General features: G+C 61.2%; 17 protein-coding genes. 7 read left to right on the top strand and 10 right to left on the bottom strand.

The features are described 5' to 3' along the window. Window positions 1–41: 41 nt before the first annotated feature. The 7 genes from FFM81_RS31055 to melA (FFM81_RS31025) form a co-directional block, all read right to left on the bottom strand. Entirely contained in the window at window positions 42–1,808 is a 1,767-nt protein-coding gene (locus FFM81_RS31055; protein WP_138385787.1) for an adenylate/guanylate cyclase domain-containing protein, read from the bottom strand. A gap of 286 nt (window positions 1,809–2,094) precedes the next feature. After that, complete coding sequence (gene melA / locus FFM81_RS31050; protein WP_138385788.1) at window positions 2,095–3,465, bottom strand: alpha-glucosidase/alpha-galactosidase; 1,371 nt, start codon at window positions 3,463–3,465, stop codon at window positions 2,095–2,097. Between the two features lie 22 nt (window positions 3,466–3,487). Continuing rightward, window positions 3,488–5,155 (bottom strand): ABC transporter ATP-binding protein, encoded by a 1,668-nt coding sequence (locus FFM81_RS31045; RefSeq protein WP_138385789.1) that lies wholly within the window; start codon window positions 5,153–5,155, stop codon window positions 3,488–3,490. A gap of 10 nt (window positions 5,156–5,165) precedes the next feature. Further along, a complete protein-coding gene (locus FFM81_RS31040) occupies window positions 5,166–6,302 on the bottom strand; it encodes an ABC transporter permease (protein ID WP_138385790.1) in 1,137 nt (378 codons plus the stop codon). 1 nt (window position 6,303) lies between these two features. Then, window positions 6,304–7,311 carry an ABC transporter permease gene (locus tag FFM81_RS31035; protein WP_003563337.1) on the bottom strand — a complete coding sequence of 336 codons (1,008 nt, stop codon included), beginning with the start codon at window positions 7,309–7,311 and terminating at the stop codon, window positions 6,304–6,306. A gap of 177 nt (window positions 7,312–7,488) precedes the next feature. Further along, entirely contained in the window at window positions 7,489–9,576 is a 2,088-nt protein-coding gene (locus tag FFM81_RS31030; RefSeq protein ID WP_025418987.1) for an ABC transporter substrate-binding protein, read from the bottom strand. Window positions 9,577–9,703: 127 nt separating this feature from the next. Continuing rightward, entirely contained in the window at window positions 9,704–11,170 is a 1,467-nt protein-coding gene (gene melA, locus FFM81_RS31025) for an alpha-glucosidase/alpha-galactosidase (protein ID WP_138385791.1), read from the bottom strand. A 245-nt stretch (window positions 11,171–11,415) separates the two neighbouring features. Here melA (FFM81_RS31025) and FFM81_RS31020 point away from each other — a divergent pair, with 245 nt between their 5' ends. Then, the gene (locus FFM81_RS31020; protein ID WP_003563343.1) at window positions 11,416–12,258 is read left to right on the top strand and encodes an AraC family transcriptional regulator; all 843 of its coding nucleotides are present in this window, start codon (window positions 11,416–11,418) and stop codon (window positions 12,256–12,258) included. Window positions 12,259–12,268: 10 nt separating this feature from the next. Here the strand turns inward: FFM81_RS31020 and FFM81_RS31015 are convergent, their stop codons facing one another. Continuing rightward, window positions 12,269–13,330, bottom strand: coding sequence for a class I SAM-dependent methyltransferase (locus FFM81_RS31015; RefSeq protein WP_025418989.1), 1,062 nt, complete (start codon window positions 13,328–13,330; stop codon window positions 12,269–12,271). Between the two features lie 230 nt (window positions 13,331–13,560). Here FFM81_RS31015 and FFM81_RS31010 point away from each other — a divergent pair, with 230 nt between their 5' ends. The 6 genes from FFM81_RS31010 to FFM81_RS30985 all read left to right on the top strand — a co-directional run bounded on the left by FFM81_RS31010 (window position 13,561) and on the right by FFM81_RS30985 (window position 19,045). After that, window positions 13,561–13,881, top strand: a complete 321-nt coding sequence (locus FFM81_RS31010; RefSeq protein WP_097534466.1) for a helix-turn-helix domain-containing protein — start codon at window positions 13,561–13,563, stop codon at window positions 13,879–13,881. Continuing rightward, a complete protein-coding gene (locus tag FFM81_RS31005) occupies window positions 13,882–14,142 on the top strand; it encodes a hypothetical protein (RefSeq protein WP_003563348.1) in 261 nt (86 codons plus the stop codon). It begins immediately after the preceding gene. Window positions 14,143–14,151: 9 nt separating this feature from the next. Continuing rightward, window positions 14,152–14,391, top strand: a complete 240-nt coding sequence (locus tag FFM81_RS31000) for a hypothetical protein (RefSeq protein ID WP_138385792.1) — start codon at window positions 14,152–14,154, stop codon at window positions 14,389–14,391. Further along, a complete protein-coding gene (locus FFM81_RS33400; RefSeq protein ID WP_138385793.1) occupies window positions 14,276–14,542 on the top strand; it encodes a hypothetical protein in 267 nt (88 codons plus the stop codon). The genes FFM81_RS31000 and FFM81_RS33400 overlap by 116 nt, the downstream gene beginning before the upstream one ends. Before the next feature lie 28 nt (window positions 14,543–14,570). Beyond that, window positions 14,571–17,132, top strand: coding sequence for a GcvT family protein (locus FFM81_RS30990; protein WP_138385794.1), 2,562 nt, complete (start codon window positions 14,571–14,573; stop codon window positions 17,130–17,132). A 392-nt stretch (window positions 17,133–17,524) separates the two neighbouring features. Further along, window positions 17,525–19,045, top strand: a complete 1,521-nt coding sequence (locus FFM81_RS30985) for a mechanosensitive ion channel family protein (RefSeq protein ID WP_003563356.1) — start codon at window positions 17,525–17,527, stop codon at window positions 19,043–19,045. A gap of 8 nt (window positions 19,046–19,053) precedes the next feature. On the opposite strand, the gene FFM81_RS30980 is transcribed toward FFM81_RS30985, so the two are convergent. Then, entirely contained in the window at window positions 19,054–19,791 is a 738-nt protein-coding gene (locus tag FFM81_RS30980) for a phosphatase PAP2 family protein (protein ID WP_003563358.1), read from the bottom strand. A 295-nt stretch (window positions 19,792–20,086) separates the two neighbouring features. Further along, on the bottom strand, window positions 20,087–20,458 hold the full coding sequence (locus FFM81_RS30975) for a response regulator transcription factor (RefSeq protein ID WP_138385795.1): 372 nt from the start codon (window positions 20,456–20,458) through the stop codon (window positions 20,087–20,089). Window positions 20,459–20,496: the final 38 nt, after the last annotated feature.

Below are 20,496 nucleotides of genomic sequence, written 5' to 3'. Positions count from 1 at the left end.
GCGGTCCAACTACGGAGAAGCAGTAACTGGCCGTCGCTCGGTTAACGTTCAGGCAATCCTGCCTTCCGCAAACCTTCGGACATCTGTTCCGCCCATTGCGGCATCGATCGGAACACGGGTCGCGTGAGATATCGTTGGATCGTGAAGTCGGGTTCCGCTGCCAGTAGCCGCCCTGCTGCCCAACGAGCTGTTTGCTCGTCGCCCGCCATGGACGCCCAAGCTGTCATCATCCGGTATGGCCACTTCACATCGGGGTGCCGACCCACCACCTCCCGGGCTATCGAGACGGCCTCGGCAAGAGAGCCTGCCAGAGCCAATGCAAGCGCAAATCCCATTCGCATGTTGAAAGCCAGCGGATCTGCAGGACTGAGGGTCATCGCCCTTTCGAACCGCTCCTTTGCATGATCGGGCTCACCTCTATAGCTCGCCACCCATCCAAATCTCGCCCACGCCCAAGCATTATTGGGATCGAGTATCAGCGCTCGCTCTAGATAGACGGTCGCGCGAGCCTGATCACCGCAATGACTCATGGCTCCACCAACCGCCGTCAGCGCAGTCGGATCATCGTCGATCGAACGCGATGCCGCTTCAATCGCAGCCAGCGTGATCTGCAATTCCCGCTCCGGGTCCTTGCTCCAGATATAACCGAGGTTCTGACCGTGGCACCAAGCTAGAAACGCATGGGCACGGCCGTAGACCGGATCGATGGCAATCGCTCTTTCAAGCAACGGGATTGCCTGCGTCACCGATTCCTCGTTGTGGCCCCAGAGATATGGGTAGGCCCGCATCACGAAGTCGTAGGCACGCAGGCTGCTCGGCGGCCTTCGGGTCGAAAGCTCGATTTCCGCGCTCCGAATAGCTGGATGGACTGCGCCGGCGACCTGGGCCGCGATCCTGTCCTGGAATTCGAAGATCTCATGGGTTGCGCCCTCGTAGCGCTCTGACCACAGCTGGTTCCTCATCTCGGCATCAACCAGTTGGACAGATATTCGCAGCCGATCACCTCCACGGCGGACGGTGCCTTCGACAACATACGCGACCCCGAGCTGCCTGCCGATATCCCGGACGTCGACAAACTGGCCTTTGAAGGTGAACGCAGACTGGCGGGCAATCACGAAGAAATCTCGTACGCGAGAGAGAGCCGACGTAATCTCTTCAACGACGCCATCCACGAAATACTCGTCGCTGGAGCCACTGAGATTGTCGAACGGCATCACCACGATCGACGGTTGATCCTTTCCCGGTCGGATCAGTGGCGGCGTCCTCGGTGCAGTTTCGTCATCGTCAGACAAGTCTTGTGCCCATTCCACCCGATATACATGGACGGGCCGCGGAATGTTTTTCAGTGCGCGCTCTCCAAGGCTGATCAGGGTAAACGGCATCTTGCCGTGAAGGTGCTCCCTGACCGATCCGGAAATGCAGATGCCTGAAGGCGGAGCCATCTCCTGTAAACGCGCGGCTATGTTGACCCCATCCCCCAAGAGATCGTCCCCCGACACGACGACGTCGCCCAGGTTGATGCCGACCCTGAATTCAAGGCTAGGTTCCTCCAGCAAGTCGTCGAAGTGGCGGTGGATGCGGCGTAGCACGTCGACTGAACACCTCACCGCTTGGACGGCACTCGGGAACTCCGCCAAAAGTCCGTCGCCAGCACTGCTGAAAATGCGTCCGCCATTCTGGCGCACCAACTCCTCGATGTGTTCATGACAGGCGTAAAGCGCGCGAAGCGTGGGCTCCTCATTGAGCGCGGTCAGTCGGCTGAAGCCGACGACATCGGTAGATAGAATGGCTGCGAGCTTTCGATCCACGGCGGCAACCGCTCCTTCGGACAGACAGTCACAAATGTGCGGCGAGCTTACAACGGAGGCAGGCCGTAATCCATGGCTATAGATCTCGGCGGCGTTAAACACTCCGCGGGCTGTCCTTTTGACTTGCTTCGTCAGAACGACTGCATGATTTGGTCCATATCTTTTGCAGCAGACAACAGCGTGACGTCGAGATCCGCCGCGAAAATCCGGAGCTCGCCGGCGTCACAAAAAACCCCGCGGTTGTTGCGACCGCGGGGCTCTTTGACGCCTGACCAGGGAGAGTAGGTCAGGCAGCCTTGACTTTACTCGATGTGCGGGCCCATTCGGGCAGCCAATCACCATGGGCGGCGAGCAGGTCGTCGACCAGCGACCAGATCTGGTCGAGGTCGAGTTCGGCGGCCGTGTGCGGGTCCATCATCGCGGCGTGGTAGATATGCTCGCGGTTTTCGGTCATCAGCGCCTGCACCGTCAGTTCCTGGACGTTGATATTGGTGCGCATCAGCGCCGTCAGTTGCGGCGGCAGGGCGCCGATGAAGGTCGGCTGGATGCCGGAGGCGTCGACCAGGCAAGGCACTTCGGCGGCGCAATTTTCCGGCAGCGAGGTGATGCAGCCATTGTTGCGGACATTGCCGTAGATGACCGAGGGCTCGCCGGTCCAGACCGAATTGATGATCGAGGAGGCATATTCCTTCGACGGCTGCACCTCGATCTTGTCGGCCGAACGATAGGCCTCGGCCTGGCCCTTCCAGCGCTCGATCTGCTCGATGCAGCGCTTCGGATATTCATCGAGCGGAATGCCGAATTTCTCGATCAGGTCGTCGCGGCCCTCCTTGATGAAATAGGGGGTGTATTCGGCGAAATGCTCCGAGCTTTCGGTGACGAAATAGCCGAGCCGCGTCAGCATCTCGTAGCGCACCTTGTTCGGGCAGCGCGGATTCCAGCCGGGCTTCGGCGCCCTGCCCTCGCGGTAGCCGCGCAAGAGATCGGGATAGAGGTTGCGGTAGGAACCGTCGGCCTGGCGATGCTCGAATTTGAGATAGAAGGCCATGTGGTTGATACCGGCCGCACGATAACGGATTTCCTCGTAGGGAATGTCGAGGTCGTGGGCGAGCTCCATCGCCGTGCCCTGCACCGAATGGCAGAGGCCGACCTGGCGGATGGTCGGGTATTTTTCCGATATCGCCCAGGTGTTGATCGCCATCGGGTTGACATATTGCAGCATGATCGCCTCGGGGCAGACGGCGAGCATGTCCTCGCAGACCTTCCACAGATGCGGCACGGTGCGAAGCCCGCGCATGATGCCGCCGACGCCGAGCGTATCGGCGATCGTCTGGCGCAGGCCGTATTTCTTCGGCACCTCGAAATCGGTGACCGTGCAGGGCTCATAACCGCCGATCTGGAAGGCGACGACGACGAAATCGGCGCCAGCAAGCGCCTTGCGCTGGTCGGAATAGATCTCGGCCTTTGCCTTGACACCAAGCGTCGAGATCAACTTGTTGACGACGATGGCGCTTTCCTCAAGCCGCTGCGGATTGAGATCCATCAGCGCGATGGTCGCCCCCGACAAGGCCGGACGCTGCAAGACGTCACCGATGATGTTCTTCATGAAGACGGTGGAGCCTGCTCCGATGAAGGTGATTTTGGGATTTCCTGCCATTATAGCCTCCGGCATTCGATAATCATGCTACCTCGAAAGCGGCTTTGACGAGCCGTTCGGTGTAGGCGGTCTTGGGATGGGTGAGAACTTCGTTGACCGGTCCCTCTTCGACGATCTTGCCATGCTGCATGACGATGACGCGGTGGCAGAGGGCGCGCACGACCTTGAGGTCGTGAGAGATGAAGAGGTAGCTCAAGCCCCGCTCGTCCTGCAGCTTGCGCAAGAGTTCGATGATCTGCGCCTGGACGGACAGGTCGAGCGCGGATGTCGGTTCGTCGAGCAGGATGAATTCCGGCTCCAGGGCGATGGCGCGGGCGATGGCGATGCGCTGGCGCTGGCCGCCGGAAAATTCATGCGGGAAACGCGACAGGATATTGCCGGGCATGCCGGCGGCGACAAGCGCCTCGCGCACCCGGTCCTGTCGTTCGCCGCGGGTGGCGCCGAGCCTATTGACGACGAGCCCTTCCTCGATGATCTGGCCGATTGTCATACGCGGGTTGAGCGATGAGAACGGGTCCTGGAAAACCACCTGCATGCGGGCGCGAAACGGCCGCATCTCGGCCCTGGATAGCCCGTGGATCGGCTGACGGTCGAAATGGATCTCGCCTGCCTGCGGTGTGTTCAGCCGCAGGATCGCCTGGCCGAAGGTGGTCTTGCCGGAGCCGGATTCGCCGACAAGGCCGAGCGTTTCGTGGCGGCGCAGCGTGAGGCTCAGGCTGTCGACGGCGACAAGCTCGCGCATCTCCGGCTTGAGAAAAGTGCCGTGGCGCATCATGAAACCGACGCGCACGCCCTTGGCATCGAGGATGATGTCCGACCCCTCCGGCAACGGATTGGCCTCACCGCGCGGCTCGGAGGCAAGGAGATGTCTGGTATAGGCGTGCTGCGGATTGGCAAACAGCGCTTCGGTGACATTGTGCTCGCGCACTTCGCCGTGCTGCATCACGTAGACGTAGTCGGAGAACTGCCGCACCACGGTCAGATCGTGGGTGATGAGGATGACGGCCATCCCCAGTTCCTTCTGCAGGTTGCGGATCAGATTGAGGATCTGCGCCTGCACGGTGACGTCGAGCGCCGTCGTCGGTTCGTCGGCGATCAGGACGTCGGGATCGTTGGCGAGCGCCATGGCGATCATCACGCGCTGGCGCTGGCCGCCGGAAAGCTGATGCGGATATTGCATCAGCCGCGCGGCGGGATCGGGGATCTGCACATGTTCGAGCAGTTCGAGCGCGCGCTTTTCCGCATCCCTCCGGCTGACCCGGCGGTGGACGCGGATCGCCTCGACGATCTGGCTGCCGATCGTATAGATCGGGTTCAGCGAGCTCATCGGCTCCTGGAAGATCATCGAGATGCGGTCGCCGCGGAGCTTGCGGCGGGCCCGCTCGGAGAATTTCAGGATGTTGCTGCCGTCATAGGAAACCGTCGATTTGTCGGAGACTACGGCGCGCTTCGACAAGAGCCCCATCACCGTTCGCGCCGTCACCGATTTGCCGGAGCCGGATTCGCCGACGATGGCGATGGTTTCGCCGCGATAGAGTTGGAACGAGACGTCCTTGACGGCTTCGACCATGCCGTCCTCGACCTTGAAATTCACCGCCACGTTGCGGGCGTCAATGATCGGCGTTTCCGAGCGGCCATCATGGTCGTGGCGGACGGGTGGGGCGAAGGAATTGACCAGTGCTAGAGCCATATCAATCACCTCAATAAGGATCGACTGCATCGCGCAGTCCGTCGCCGAGCGCATTGAAGGCGAAGACGGTGACGAGCACGAAGCCGACGGGGGAGAGAATCCAGGGATAGGAGCCGATAACCGAATAAGTCGCCGTATCCTGCAGCATCAGCCCCCAGGAAATCAGCGGCGGCTTGACCGCAAAGCCGAGGAAACCGAGGAAGGATTCGAGCAGCACGACGCTCGGAATGGCGAGCGTCACCGCGACGATGACGTGGCTCATCACGTTCGGAAAGATATGCTGCAGGATGATGCGCCGGTCGGTGGCGCCGACGGCCATCGCCGCCCGGACATAATCGATGCGGGCAAGCGCCAATGTCTTGCCGCGCACCTCGCGCGACATCTGCGCCCAGCCGAGCGCCGACATGACGATAATGACGAAGGCGAGGAAGACATTGGTCGGCGCCGTCACCGGGATCAGCGAGGTCAGCGCCAGATAAAGCGGCAATTGCGGGAAGGCGAGCACCAGTTCGACGAAGCGCTGCAGCCAGACGTCGAAGGTGCCGCCAAAGTAACCCGACACCATGCCGACAGTGGTGCCGATGAGGGTGACGATGAAAACGACGGTCAGCGCGATCGTCAGCGAGATCCGCGAGCCGATAATGGCGCGCGACAGCACGTCGCGGCCGAACTTGTCGGTGCCGAGGAAATGCACCGGCTGGCCGTCGGTCGAACCGAAGAAATGGCGGTCGGCCGGAATGAGGCCGAGCAGCTTATATTCGGCGCCCTTGACGAAGAAGCCGAGCAGCCGCGGATTGTCGTAATCCATGCCGACGATCGGCTGGAAGGTGACCGGGTCGAGCTCCTCTGAATCCGACAGCGCATAGACGCGCGGCTGGAAGACGAAATTGCCGTCCTTGTCGTGGAAGCTCATCACCTGCGGCGGTGCGAAGCCGACATCGGTCGCCTTCGGGTCCATCGGCGCAAAGAAATCGGCAAAGATCGCCATGATCAGCAGCAGCCCGACGAGTATCAGCCCGGCCATGCCGGTCCAGGAGCGCCGCAGCCGGCGCCAGACGAGCGCCAGATAGCTCTCGCTGCCATGCGATGGCTTCTTGATCGCGGGTTCGGTTGTCGGCGGGGTCTCGGACGAGTCGAAAGCAAGCATCTCAGGCTCCTCCGAATTGGCGCACGCGCGGATCGAGCAAAGCGAGCAGCATGTCAGCGATGATGTTGCCGACGATCAGCGTCGCCGACAGCACCATCATGAAGGTGGCGGTGACATAGACGTCGCCGACCGCCATCGAACCGACGATCGCCGGGCCGACGGTCGGCAGCGCGAAGATGATGGCGGTTTCGATCTCGCCGGTCAGCATATAAGGCAGCACCACACCTTGGTACATGACAAGCGGATGCAGCGCGTTCGGCACGGCATGGCGCATCACCACCGCTGCGCCAGTGAGCCCCTTGGCCTTGGCCGTCTCGACATATTGGGCATTCAGCGTATCGAGCAGATTGCCGCGCATGACGCGCATATTGTAGGCGAGCCCGCCGAAGGTCGCGATCGCCACGACCGGCCAGACATGGTGAACGAGATCGACGAATTTCCCCCAGGACCAGGGCGCGCCGCCATATTGCGGCGAGAAAAAACTGCCGATTTCGGACACGTTGAACTGGAAGACCAGGAGATAGACGATGATCAGCGCCATCAGGAAGCGCGGCACCGTCATGCCGAGGAAGGAAATTCCCGAAAGCGCGCTGTCGATCCAGCTGTATTGGCGGGTCGCCGCCCAGATGCCGAAGCCGATGCCGAGCACCGAGGCGAAGATGTGGCAGACGAGCGCCAGAAGCAGGGTCCGCGGCAAACGCTCACCGACGACGTCGGCAACCGGCTTGTTGTAGAACATGCTGTAGCCGAAATCGCCGCGCGTCACGATGCCGCCGATCCAGTTGACGTATTGGACGACCATCGGCTTGTCGAGGCCGTGCTCGACCCGGTAGGCCTGGGCCTGGGCTTCGGCCTGGGCGTAGGAGGCGCCGCCCTGATTGATCAGCTGCGATCTTATATAATCGGCATAGTCGCCAGGCGGGGCCTGGATGATCGCGAAAGTCACCACGCTCAGAATGAAGAGAACGGGGATCGCGGAGGCTATGCGCACGAGCAGGAATCGTAACATCGGACGGTTCGCTTACCTTGCCGCCAGTCGCTCCTTGTCGGCGCGGCCGGCTTTGTTGGTCACATCAGGCCGCGCGCCACGCGCGGCCTGAATCTCTTTTTCAGCTGGGAGGGAACTCTCCAGCGTCGCATCTTCAGATGCGACGCGCTTTGGTTCTTTGTTTCCTGATGACAGGCATCAGTTGATCGGGCCCTTGTCGCCGGGCTTGCCGGGCAGCTGCGCTGGGAACAGCTCGTATTTGCCCTGCTTGTCGGCAGCCACCCACAGGCGTTCGCGGATCACCGAATCTTCAGCCCAGTTGAACATCATGATCGGCGTCCCCTGCGGCACGTTCGAGAAGCGCTTGTTGACGATCAGCGCGCCGGGATATTCCGTCAGGCCGACGGTGTTGACGTGCTCGGTCGAGATCTTCTGATACTGCTTCATCAGGCTGACGCGGTCGTCGTTGTCCTGGCTCGTCCTGAACTTGTTGACGACATCGACAAGCTCATTTTCGAACGGCATCAGATCGAGCTGGTCATCCTTGCCGGCGCGATGGTGCCAGCTGGTGCGGGGACCAACAGGGGCAAGCTGCTCGGTATTCTGCACCACCGACGACAGCTCCGTCGTGTTGCGCTGGATCAGCCAGTCGAAGCGGCCGGCATAATGGGCGTCGTCACGCTTGGCGCCGTCGAGCGCGTTGATGACGATCTTCAGGCCGAGCTTCTCCATCTGGCCGACGACACCTTCTGCAAGGCTCTTATCGGTCGTGTACTGATTGTTGATCAGCATGACGATTTCGACATCCTTGCCGCCCGCCGTGCCGGCCGGGAAGTTCACGATGCCGTTGCCATCGGTATCCTTGAGGCCTGCCTTGGCGAGTTCCGCCTTGGCGCCCTTCAGATCGAAGGGATAGTAGACGGTGGAGTTGCGGTCGTAGAAGCTGGTGCCGGAGGAAAGCCCGCCCGGGTAGATCGCCGTGAACGGTCCCTTGACCAGCGAGTCGCCGATCGCCTTGCGATCGAGCGCCATGGTGACGGCCTTGCGGAAGTCCTCATTGCGGTTCAGCTCGCGGATCGCCTGGCCGCGCTCGTCCGGGTTGCCCCAGCCGTTGGCGGAGAAGTTCATGCGCAGGTTATAGCCGATCAGGCGCGGACCGAAGGCCAGCCGGGCCGGCGCGGTCTTTTCCGCGGCGCGCTTCAGCGAGGCGACGAAGTTTTCCGGCTGCTCGAGGTTGGAGAAATCGGCGGAGCCTGCCACGGCCTGAACGTCGCGGTCGGCCCAGGTCGAGAGCTTGTAGTGCAGCTCGTTGAGATAAGGCAGCTGATTGCCCTTCTCGTCCACCTTCCAGTAGTAGGGGTTGCGGCGCATGACGATGATGTCGTCGGAACGATATTCCACCGGCACCCAGGCGCCCATGACAGGCATGTTCATGAACTCCGGCGGGAAGGCGTTCTTGAACTGGTCGTAGGTGTTCTTCGAATATTTCGGATGCTGGGGCTTCAGGATATGCGACGGTCCCGGGCAGAAGTTCGGGTAGGACATCGTGTAGAGATATTGCTTCGGGAAGGCCTCCTTGAAAGTCCATTCCACCGTAAAGTCGTCGATCTTCTTCAGCGTCGTGCCGACACCGAATGCCTCAGGCGAGGCACCGCCGCCGAGCGGCGAGACGTTCGGGTCGACGACTTCGTCGTCCCAGTAGAACATGATGTCGTCGGCATTGAACGGCGCGCCGTCAGACCATTTGGCGCCTTCTACCAGGTGCATGGTCAGCTTGTGGCCGTCTTCCGACCAATCCCAGCTCTTGGCGAGGTTCGGCAGCGGCTCGGTGTCCTTGGCTTCGACCTGGAACAGCGGCGCGGTGCGCGTCAGGCATTCGGACAGGCCGATATCGATGCCGCCCCAACCCTGCGTCTGGCCGGCGCCGTAGTTCCAACCTTCCGGCCGGCCGCCGATGACGTGGCGCATCGTATCGCCGTAGACGCCGATGCCGTCGGGCATATTGCCCGTCTTGAAGACCATCGGCTCCTTCGGCAGACGGTCTTTCACCGGCGGCAGCTTGCCGGCGGCGACGAAATTCTTCGTGACCCAGTCGGGCTCGTGATATTCGGGCAGCGCCTTGAACTCCAGGATGGAGTCGCGCGCCACATATTTGATCTTGCCTTCGGCCGGGAACGCCGGCGGCACCGGCGGCACGGTTGCCTCGGAGGCATATGCATTCAGCGCCAGGACCGAGACGCCGAGCGCCAGTCCTGCCAGAATGCCAAGGTTACGGAATTTCATCATCGTTTCTCCCTCTTGTTCCGGAGCGCGGATCACACGGGCTCCTTTTTCCTCGAACGATATGAAGTCGGGGCCGGCGGCCCATGGATTTCCCTCCCGGAAACCCATGACGACCCCTCCTTCACGAAAATCAGACGGCCTGTTTCAGCGCCGCCTTTTCCGCGCGCAGCTCTTCGATCGAGCGAACGTTGCGGCGCGCAGCGCCCGCCCAGTCGCGGGTCTGCACCTTGGATTTCGACAGCCGCTCCTTGGCGGCCGGCACGGCATCGGCATATTGCGGCAGCCAGCGCGCCTGGGCAACGACCATTTCGTCGACCATCTGCCAGACTTCCTCGGGCGTCGCCACGGCTCCAACAAGCGGATCGTGCAGCACGGCAAGCTTCAGAAGGTCGATGTCGCCCGAGATGGCGGCATGCACCGACATGCGCTGGACGTTGATCGAGGCAATGCAGGTGGCGGCACAGGCTTCCGGCAGGGTGACGCCGGAGACCATGTTGATGCCGAAGCGGTCGACGAAGCCCGGCGATTCGATGATCGCATCGGACGGCAGGTTGGCGATGACGCCATTGTTCTTGACGTTGAAATGGCCGCGATAGGCCCGGTTCGTCTCCAGCGCCTCGAGGATATGGCTCGCATGTTCGTTCGAGCGCTTGGCCGGATCGATCGGCTTAGCAGCGGATTCCAGGAATTGCGGGAATTCCGTCTCGAACCAGTTGCGGGTTTCGGTGGAGTGGCGGAGGTAACCGCCGGTCTCGCCGTGGATCCAGTCGGACATGTCGATCCAGCGGGTGATTTCCTCCGGCCGCTTGCGGTACCAGGGCAGGTATTCCGAAAGATGGCCGTTGCTTTCGGTGGAATAGACGCCGAAACGCTTCAGCACATCGATGCGCAGCTTCTCCTGCTGCGAATAGACCGGATGCGCCTCGAAGGCGGCAACCAGTTCGTCCTTGCCGATCTTGCGGCCGTTGAGACGCAGGTCGATGAACCAGGTCTGGTGGTTGATGCCGGAGCAGACATAGTCGAGCTCGCTGAGCGACTTGGCGCCGAGCACCTCGGCGATCTGTTCGGCGCCGTGCTGGACGCCGTGGCAGAGGCCGACGGTATCGACCTTGCCGTATTCGATCGCCGCCCAGGTGTTCATCGCCATTGGATTGGCATAGTTCAGGAACTTGGCACCGGGCTCGGCAACCTCCCTGATATCCTTGCAGAAGTCGAGGATGACGGGGATGTTGCGCTGGCCGTAGAGGATGCCGCCGGCGCAGATCGTATCGCCGACACACTGATCGATGCCGTATTTCAGCGGGATGCGAATATCGTCGGCATAGGCTTCGAGGCCGCCGACCCTGACGCAGCTGATGATGTAACGCGCGCCGGTCAGCGCCTGGCGCCGGTCGGTCGTCGCCGTCACCTTGGTCGGCAATCCGTTCGCTTCGACGATCCGGTCGAGGATCGCCTTGATCATCTCCAGATTATGTTCGCTGAGATCGGTCAGCGCGAATTCGACGTCGCGAAACTCCGGAACACACAAAATATCGGTGAACAGCTTCTTGGTGAAACCGACGCTGCCTGCACCGATAATAGCGATTTTGAAACTCATGATCTTCACCTCGACCCAATCGAATGCTACAGAAAAGATGGCCATGGAGGATCAGGCCGCATGCTGGCACATGGGGCTGAAAAAGCCGAAAAACTGCCTGTTTTCCTCCCGGCCGCTCTTTCGACCGTCGTCTCTTCTCTGTTTGTCGAGCGGGATTATGCCCGAAATCGGCAGAGCGACCAGAGAAGGATTATGCTTTCAGGGGTAATTTTGTGCTGCAGAATTTGATTGCCAACGGACAGTCGATGAGGACGGTTTCGCTGCCTCGCGGCCGGCAGCGATTGCATGCCATGCCGACGAGCTCCGGCTATGAAGTGCGCGAGAACGAGCCCTATGACTGGGATGGCCGAAGGCGCGGCCAGACGCCCTTCACCGTGCTGCAGCACACGATCAGCGGCACGGGCCGGCTGCGCTATCAGAATCGCAATTATCGGCTTCAGGGCGGCGACACTCTGTTGGTGCTCGTCCCGCACAATCATCGCTATTGGCTGGAGAAGGGCGACCGCTGGGAATATTTCTGGATTTCGATGAACGGTGAGGAGACGCTGCGCATTCATCAGCTGGTGCTGTCCACCGCAGGCCCGGTGCTGAAACTGCAGCCCTCGACCATCGATCATCTCGCCGACTGCAGCCTGCGCCTCGTCACCGGCGCGACCTCCCCGGGTGCCGCCTCGGCGATTGCCTATGAAGCGGCAATGGCGCTTTACGACGACGTCTTCGGCTCGCCGGCCTTTGCCGCCGAGCTCAGCCTGATGCAGCCGGTAATCGACCATATCAACGCCAATCTCGAAAAGCCGCTGCCGGTCAGCGAACTCGCCGGCATTGTCGGTCTCAGCCGCGCGCATTTCTCGCGCAGCTTCGCCGAAAGCGAGGGCATGCCGCCGGCGGAATTCGTGCTGCAGCAGCGCCTGCAGCGCGCCGTCAAACTTTTGACCAAGGCCGACTTTCTGCCGGTCAAGGAAGTCGCCATCATGTGCGGCTTCGACGATCCGAACTATTTCTCCAAGGTTTTCCGCCGGGTCTACGGCACCAACCCGACGGAATTTCGCACGACCGGCATGTATGCCAGCATCGGCAAGCTGAGATAGCTCGGCTATTTCAGGCCCGCACCTCGAAGACCATGTTGAACGGCGTTTCGGTGGCGCGGCGGAAATGCTTGAAGCCGGCGTCGAGCGCCACCTTGCGCAGTTTCATTTCTCCGGCCTGGGCGCCAAGCCCGAGGCCCACCTCCTGGGAGAGCGATGCCGGCGTGCAGATCATCGTCGATGCGCCGTAATAGACCCGTCCCACCGGATTGAGATTGTCCTTGAGATGGTCATGGGCAAAGGGCTCGACGATCAGCCAGGTGCCGTTCGGGGCAAGCGTTTCCCTGACATGCCGGCCGGCGCCGACCGGATCGCCCATGTCGTGCAGGCAGTCGAACATGGCGACCATATCATAGCTGCGCCCTGGAAATTCGGCCGCCTTGCCCTGCTCGAAAGTGACACGATCGGCGACGCCAGCCTCTTTTGCGGCGGCCTTTGCTCTTTCGATCGAGGGCCCGTGATAATCGAAACCGGTGAAATGCGAGGCGGGATAAGCCTGCGCCATCAGGATGGTCGACGCGCCGTGACCGCAGCCGACATCGGCGACGTTGGCGCCGGATTTGAGCTTTTCTTCGACGCCTGCGAGAGCCGGTATCCATTCGTTCACCAGATGGCTGTTGTAGCCCGGGCGGAAGAACCGCTCGGTTCCGCGGAAGAGACAGGTGCTGTGCTCGTGCCAACCGAGACCCTTGCCGGTGCGGAAAGCATCGGCGACCTTGGCCTCGTCCATCCACATGGATTGCACGACCTCGAAGGCCCCGACGAAGAAGGCCGGGCTGTTTTCCTCGGCAAACACCATCGCCTGTTCCGCCGTCAGGCTGAAACGATCGGTTTTTTCATCGTAAACGACATAATCCGCAGCCGCCTGGGCGCTCAGCCATTCCCTGAGGTAACGCTCCTTCACCCCGGTCTTTGCGGCAAGCTGCTCAACGGTCAGCGGCGTGCCATCGGCCATCGCCTTGAAGATCCCCACCTTATCGCCAAGCACGACCAGGGCACCTGACATGGCGGCGCCGACATCGCCGACAAGACGGCCGACCAGCGCATCGAGTTTCTGCATATCCGGCTCACGCATTGTTACCTCCCCGTGACAAAGGCGGTTAGATTAGGCTTTAATAATATTCAGTCAATCAACCTCCCCTATCGCCCAATAAGGGTAGAGCAATTGGCCCTATTCCGCGTCGGCGGACATGCGCTTGTCTTCTTCACCGCTGGTCACATCTTTATATTGCTGACCGAGCAGGTCCTGATTTCTCCGAAACCACGGAAATGCTCTCCCCCTTCGTTCAATGTCAGGTGATTGTTTTGTGCCTATCTCCAGCTCAATGCCGGGCCGCGCGTGCCCTCGTCGGATGGTCTGAGGATGACTTGTCATCAGCTGCGAAAATCGCCAAACAGACGATTGCCGATTTCGAGGCCGGGACGCTTTCCCCGTCCGAGCGAATCCTGCAGGATATGAAGCGGAGCTTGGAGGATGCGGGTGTGCTTTTCATTGCGGAGGACGGCGGCGGTGCCGGCGTTCGCCTTGTGAAAGGCGCCAATGCCTCCATCGACACGAACGAAACCGAGACGGTTCAATACGAAGAACATCTCAAAAACGACGCCCCTCCAGGCGCTGGCGGCTGAATGGCAAAGAAGCAAAAGCTTGAACACTCCGAACTGGCCGGGGAATTTTCCGATGACGGCGTGACGGTGCTTGTCGATATCTTTCGAACCTCAGGCAGCAATGAAGACTGGACGATGGAAGTCGTCACGCAAGGCGAGGACCTGATCCGCTGGGACGAGCCGTTTGCGACCGACCGGGATGCCTTCGACGAATTCCTGGCCGTGGTGGCGCGGGACGGCATTCGATCCTTCCTCGACGACGACGAACCTTCCGTGCATTGAGGAATCCCCGTGAAAAGCATCAATGATCTCATCGCATCGGCCAAAACCGTCTGCGACCGATACCGGGCCGGGCGGATGGAACGGGAAACCGTGCGCGAATGGGTTCTCGGCCTCGGCGCCTATCCGGCGCCGCATGGAGACCGGGTGCGCGAAGCCGTGGAATGGTTCCGCCTGCACAATCGCGAGCCTGTTTCGGAAGCCATCGTGCTCGTCGATATCGACCGGCTCAAGGCGATTTCAGCGCCGTGAACCCACGACGTTTGCATCGTCCTGGAATTATCCAGCCTCGATCCCGGCTGGCGCAATCACGCCGATCCTCGGCGGCGTAGGACCAATGACGGTCGCCAGCCTGATGCATAATGCCCTCGTCGCAAGTCGAGGGCGGCTGGCAAAACTTTAGTTCGTCCGATCAGTAGAAGGAACAGCACGTGGCAGCATTTCCGGAAAAGGCAAAGGTCGTCATCATCGGCCTCGGCGGTATCGTCGGCGCCTCCATCGCGCATCATCTCGTCGAGCGCGGATGGGACGATATCGTCGGCATCGATAAGTCGGGCATACCGACCGATATCGGCTCGACAGCCCATGCCTCGGACTTCTGTTACACCACGAGCCACGACTATCTCTCGGTCTGGACCACGCAATATTCAATCGATTTCTACGAGAAGATGGGCCATTACGCCCGCATCGGCGGCCTCGAAGTAGCGCGCACCGGCGACGACGCCTGGATGGAAGAAATCAAGCGCAAGCTTTCCTCGGCACGCGCCTTCGGCACGCGCGCCCATTATGTCAGCCCTTCCGAAATCAAGGAGAAGTTCCCGCTGATCGAGGAAGATCAGGTGATGGGCGGCCTTTACGATCCGGATGCCGGCCTCGTCATTCCGCGCTCGCAGACCGTTGCCGGCAAGCTCGTCGATGCCGCCGAAAAGGCGGGCAAGCTGCAGGTCTTCGGCAACACGCCGGCGAAGTCGCTGATCGTCGAAGGCGGCCGCATCAAGGGCGTCGTCACCCATCGCGGTACCATCATGGCCGACCATGTCATCGTCTGCGCCGGCCTCTGGGGCCGCCTGATCGCCGAGATGGTCGGCGAAGACCTGCCCGTCATGCCTGTCGACCACCCGCTCACCTTCTTCGGTCCCTATAACGAGTTTGAAGGCACCGGCAAGGAAATCGGCTTTCCGCTGCTGCGCGACCAGGGCAACTCCGCCTATATGCGCGATACCGGCGACCCGGCGACGACCGAGGGCGGTCAGATCGAGTGGGGCTATTACGAGGCCACCAATCCGCGCATGTGCCATCCGCGCGATATTCTCGAAAAGCACGAAGCCCGCCTTTCGCCCTCGCAGCGCGACCTCGAGATGGAACAGATTATCGAGCCGCTCGAGCGCGCCATGGAACTGACGCCGATCCTCGGCGAACTCGGCTATAACGAAGGTCACTCCTTCAACGGCCTGCTGCAGGTTTCCGCCAGCGGCGGCGCATCCTGCGGCGAGAGCCAGAAGGTCAGAGGTCTCTGGTATTGCGTTGCCATCTGGGTCAAGGATGGCCCGGGTTACGGCAAGCTGATCGCCGACTGGATGACCGACGGCCGGACTGAAATCGATCACAACAGCATCGATTATGCCCGCTTCTATCCGCATCAGCTGACGGAAGAGTTCATCGAAGGCCGCTGCTACGAAGCCGCCCAGAAGATCTATTTCCCGGCCGTTCACACCCGCGAACCCTACCTATCCGGCCGCAACGCCAAGCGCTCGCCTTTCTACGAGCGCGAAAAGGAGCTTGGCGGCTATTTCATGGAACTCGGCGGCTGGGAGCGTGCGCACGGCTATGCCGCCAACGAGCACCTTCTGGAGAAATATGCCGACCGCGTCCCGGTTCGTGAGAACGAATGGGACAGCCGCCATTTCTGGCGGGTGTCGAATGCCGAGCATCTGGCGATGAGCGAGGATTGCGGCATCGTCAATCTCAGCCATTTCCACATGGTCGATATCGAGGGGCCTGACCATGTCGAGCTGATGGAATGGCTGTGCGCCGCCAAGGTCGGCGGCGATGCCAACATCGGCAAGGGCGTTTACACCCACTTCCTCGACGACGAAGGCATGGTGCGCGCCGACTTCACCGTCTTCCGCATGGCCGACCGTTGCCGTCTCGTCAACGGCGCCGACGCCGGCCCGCGCGACCTGCACTATATGAAGCGCGTCGCCGAAGACCGCGGCCTTGATGTGACCGTCACCGACGTCTCGGAAAAATTCGTGACGATCGGCATCTGGGGGCCGAATGCGCGCGACACGCTGAAGAAGGTTGTGGCCGATCCGGCCGAGCTCGATCAGGAAAACTTCGCCTTTGCGGCGATCAAGCCGATCGAAATCGCCGGAAAGCCCGTCACCGCCTTCCGCATCTCCTATGTCGGCGAGCAGGGCTGGGAACTGCACATGAAGTACAAAGACGGCCTCGCCGTCTGGGATGCGCTGCGTTCGACCGGTGTGATGGCCTTCGGCGTCGAGACCTATGCAAACTCGCGCCGCATGGAAAAGAGCCTGCGCCTGCAGAACGCCGACCTTTTGACCCAGTACAACCTGATCGAAGCCGATCTCGCCCGTCCGAAGGTCAAGGAAGCCGATTTCCGCGGCAAGGAAAAACATCTGGAATACAAGGCGCGTGAGCACCAGCCGGCCATGCTCTGCACGCTTGTCATGACCGAAAATACCGACAAATCGGGCGTGAAGCGTTATCCGCTCGGCAACCTGCCGGTTGTCGATCCCGCCACCGGAGAGGTTCTGGTCGACGAGCTTGGCCGCCGGTCCTACACGACCTCGATCGCCTACGGCCCGACGGTCGGCAAGAACATTGCTCTGGCCTATTTGCCCTGGTCGCATTGCCAGGTCGGACGCAAGCTGAACGTCGAGTATTTTGCCGAGACCTATCCGGTGGAGGTTGTCGGCGTCGGCTACAAGCCGATCTATGACCCGGAAAATCTGAAGCCGCGCACCTAAGCGCTCGTAGCCAAGATACACCGTTCAAACTGCTGCAGCGCCGCGCGTCTAAATCGACGCGGGGCGCTGCAAGCGTTCCAGCACTTGTGATGCGGCAAGGATGAGATGCCACGAACACGAGGTTGATCGTCCGCGCAGATCTGACGGGGCTTTTAGCGGCGAAACGGCAGACGCTTCTTCACGACTGAAGGCGCCACGATGAACCGCGGCAATATGAGCTCGCTGGTCACGCAGATCTCGTTTCCGACGCGCTGGCGCTATTTTACGGTTGCCTCGCGGTCGGATTGGAAGAAAGGATGCGGCGAAGCCATCATTCGAATGGGATAGCGAGGATTTGTTGACCGAAGACCGCTCACATTTTCCGGCACCGTGCTCTGGCGGGTGGACAGTCGATGCTTGATAATCTTACCTGGTCCGGAGTGCTTGCCGATCCTGTCGTCCAAGCCGGGACGCTGGCGGTGGCTGGCGCAGTGATCACCCGAATAGCGCTTCGGCCCTTCCCGAGCTGGAGACTCGCCGGGCAGGTGTTCTTCTTCGCGGCACTCAGCGTGCTGCTGCTTTATCACGACATCGTGCCCTACGAGGTCGGTCCGACGACGGCTTCGACCTTCGAACGCGTCTTCATCGCCCTTGCCAAGGTTGTCTGGTGGATCAATGCCGCCTGGGCGCTGATCGCCTTCGTGCGCGTCTTCCTGATCTTCGAGCGCCAACCGCGCGAAGGTCGCCTCGTCCAGGATCTGGTCATCGGGCTGATCTATCTCGGCGCGATCCTCTCGGTGGTCGCCTATGTCTTCAGCTTTCCCGTCGGCACGCTGATCGCCACGTCTGGCGTCCTTGCCGTCATTCTCGGCCTGGCGATGCAGAGCACCCTGAGCGACGTCTTTTCCGGCATCGCGCTCAATCTCGGCCGGCCCTACGCGATCGGCGACTGGATCGTGCTGAATGACGGCGTCGAAGGCAGTGTCGTCGAAACCAATTGGCGCTCGACCCATCTGCTAAACGGATCGAACGACCTCGTCGTCTTGCCGAACAGCTTTCTCGCCAAGGTCGGACTGACCAACCTCAGCAGTCCTGACCGCAGTCACGGCGCGACACTGACGGTCCGCGTCGTGCCAACGATCGGCCCGTCTGCGATCATCGAAGTCATGCGCGCCGTGCTCTTGAGCAGCGGCTCGATCCTGACCGAGCCGAAACCCGGCGTGCAGATCAAATCGCTGACATCGGACGCAATCGAGGTGGAGCTCTCCTTCCGCGTCAGGGATATCGGCCAGGCGGGGCTCGCGAAGAACGAAATATTCGACCTGATCTACCGCCATGTCAAAGCCGCTGGTCTCACCTTGGCGCGACCGCTCGACGCCGCCGGCTTACCGCCCGAGCAGTTGCAGCCGGAGGAGATGGCAAAGCCGCACCGGCCGACGCCGCTCAAGCTTCTCGACGCCGTCCCGCTGTTTTTCTCGCTGACCGAGGACGAGAAGGAAACCCTCGCATCCTCAATGACACGGCGGACCTACAAGAAGGATTCCGTTCTCATCGATCAGGGCGATACGGTTGCGTCGCTGATGATCGTGCGTACCGGCGCGCTCGTCGCGACACGGCAGGAAGGCCACAAGCAAGTCGAACTCGGCCGGCTGGCGCCAGGCGATTATTTCGGCGAAAGCGGACTGCTGATCGGCATTGGCGAGGCGGCGAGCCTGCGCGCGCTCACCTTCGTCGTCGTCTACGAAATCGCTCAGGCAAGCCTGGCGCCGCTGCTACACGACCGACCCGCCATTGCAGAAGAGCTGGCCGCCACCCTCTCGCGCCGGATCGAGACCGGCCAGCATTCCTTCGCGGCCGAGGGCGCCGCGCTGAACGGCGGCTCGGTTGGCTCGCTGGTGACACGTATCCGCCACCTGTTCAAGGTACCGCAATAGGCCTCGCGCTATCCGCCGTCGCCGTTTGCGATCGTGTGGGCATCATCTGGTGCGCGGCTCGGGACGAACCGTTTCGAGATCAGCCAGCAGCCGAGCGCCCACAGCGCACCGGCACACCATCCGGCGAAAACGTCCGTCGGATAATGGACGCCGAGATAGATCCTGCTGAGCCCGATGATCACAGCCAGGAAGACCCCGGCGCCCATGACGAAGATCCGCGTCGAGGGGTATCGCTGCGTGCGCGCCAGCAACGCGCCGAGGGTTAGATAGGTCACCGCCGAGACCATGGCGTGTCCGGAGGGAAAGCTGAGATCGCTGACCTCGACGAGATGCGGCACGATATCGGGACGCGGCCGTGCGACCAGGATCTTCAGGAGCGTGCTCGCCAGCCAGCCCGTCAGCACCGAGGAAAAAACGAAGATCGCGATCGGCCAGCGCCGGTCGAGCAGAAGGTAGACGGTGACGAGAACGGTCATCAGCGTCAGCACGGTGACGCCGCCGAGACTGGTGATGTCGCTGACGGCATGGGTCAGCCAGGCGGGGCCGACCGGCACGCCAAGCTCGCCCGGGCGCCGCAGCGCCAGCAGGATCGCCTCGTCGAAGCGGAACGTCTCCCCTTCCAGGACCTCGCTCGTCAATCGCTGGAGCACGTACAGTCCTCCTGCGACGGATGCCAGCATAATGAGCGTCAACGGCTCATAGGCGGTAAGCCTTGTTACAAAACCTCGTCGTTGAACCTCAGTCATGCGTGCCGTCGAGCTCCTTTTACTCATCTCGGTCTTCGCGAAATCGTCAATGCAAACTCAGGATTCAAGCCCAGCTGCGTTCAACGATGCTCCTCAAGCGGGTCTCTACGCCTGGCGGGGCCGCCGTCCATAGTTCATCGACACCATTGAGATAGGGAAGCGCATTGATCCGGTCGAGTCCTGATAAGGACTGTGGGAGCTGGGTCGGCAAGACGCGGTACTGCCGCACACCATCGAGCGGCGATCGAACAAACCGTCGTCCTTCGACAGCGCAACGTCTACAGCTTCGATCAGCTCACAATCCCAAAGCCTTGTTGATAGCCGCAATGAGCGTGGCTCCGGAAAATTGCTTCTGCAGATAGGCAACGCAGCCCACCTTTTCTGCCTCCGCCTTTACCGAAGCGGTTTCCAACGCCGTGATGAAAATCACCGGAAGGTTTGTCCCCTCGGCCTTCAACCTGCGTTGGAGATCGATGCCCGACATGCCACCGAGGTCGATATCAAGGACAAGGCAGTGTATCGCCGTTTTGCGCTCGCGAGCGAGAAAGGCCTCGGCGGATGCATATTCCTCGGCCAGAAAACCGTAGGCGTTGAGAAGTCGCCCGAGGCTGCGCCGCAGGCTTTCGTCATCATCGACGACAGCGACCGTGCGGGGAAGGTTCTCCACCTCATGCCCCCTCCTCTTTCGAACACATGAGAGATTAA

It is taken from the genome of Rhizobium hidalgonense (assembly GCF_005862185.2).
In the GTDB taxonomy this organism is placed as follows: Bacteria; Pseudomonadota; Alphaproteobacteria; order Rhizobiales; family Rhizobiaceae; genus Rhizobium; species Rhizobium hidalgonense.
The sequence above is the reverse complement of the archived record's forward strand: the minus strand, read 5'-3'. Positions and strand labels throughout refer to the sequence as shown.

Bases quoted from the DNA above. Each gene is read 5' to 3' on its own strand.
- FFM81_RS31045 (WP_138385789.1), bottom strand. From the start codon at position 5,155: ATGGCTCTAGCACTGGTCAATTCCTTCGCCCCACCCGTCCGCCACGAC.
- melA (WP_138385788.1), bottom strand. From the start codon at position 3,465: ATGGCAGGAAATCCCAAAATCACCTTCATCGGAGCAGGCTCCACCGTC.
- FFM81_RS33400 (WP_138385793.1), top strand. From the start codon at position 14,276: ATGGAGACCGGGTGCGCGAAGCCGTGGAATGGTTCCGCCTGCACAATC.
- FFM81_RS31040 (WP_138385790.1), bottom strand. From the start codon at position 6,302: ATGCTTGCTTTCGACTCGTCCGAGACCCCGCCGACAACCGAACCCGCG.
- FFM81_RS30980 (WP_003563358.1), bottom strand. From the start codon at position 19,791: ATGACTGAGGTTCAACGACGAGGTTTTGTAACAAGGCTTACCGCCTAT.
- melA (WP_138385791.1), bottom strand. From the start codon at position 11,170: ATGAGTTTCAAAATCGCTATTATCGGTGCAGGCAGCGTCGGTTTCACC.
- FFM81_RS31020 (WP_003563343.1), top strand. From the start codon at position 11,416: ATGAGGACGGTTTCGCTGCCTCGCGGCCGGCAGCGATTGCATGCCATG.
- FFM81_RS31030 (WP_025418987.1), bottom strand. From the start codon at position 9,576: ATGATGAAATTCCGTAACCTTGGCATTCTGGCAGGACTGGCGCTCGGC.
- FFM81_RS31035 (WP_003563337.1), bottom strand. From the start codon at position 7,311: ATGTTACGATTCCTGCTCGTGCGCATAGCCTCCGCGATCCCCGTTCTC.
- FFM81_RS31005 (WP_003563348.1), top strand. From the start codon at position 13,882: ATGGCAAAGAAGCAAAAGCTTGAACACTCCGAACTGGCCGGGGAATTT.
- FFM81_RS31015 (WP_025418989.1), bottom strand. From the start codon at position 13,330: ATGCGTGAGCCGGATATGCAGAAACTCGATGCGCTGGTCGGCCGTCTT.
- FFM81_RS30985 (WP_003563356.1), top strand. From the start codon at position 17,525: ATGCTTGATAATCTTACCTGGTCCGGAGTGCTTGCCGATCCTGTCGTC.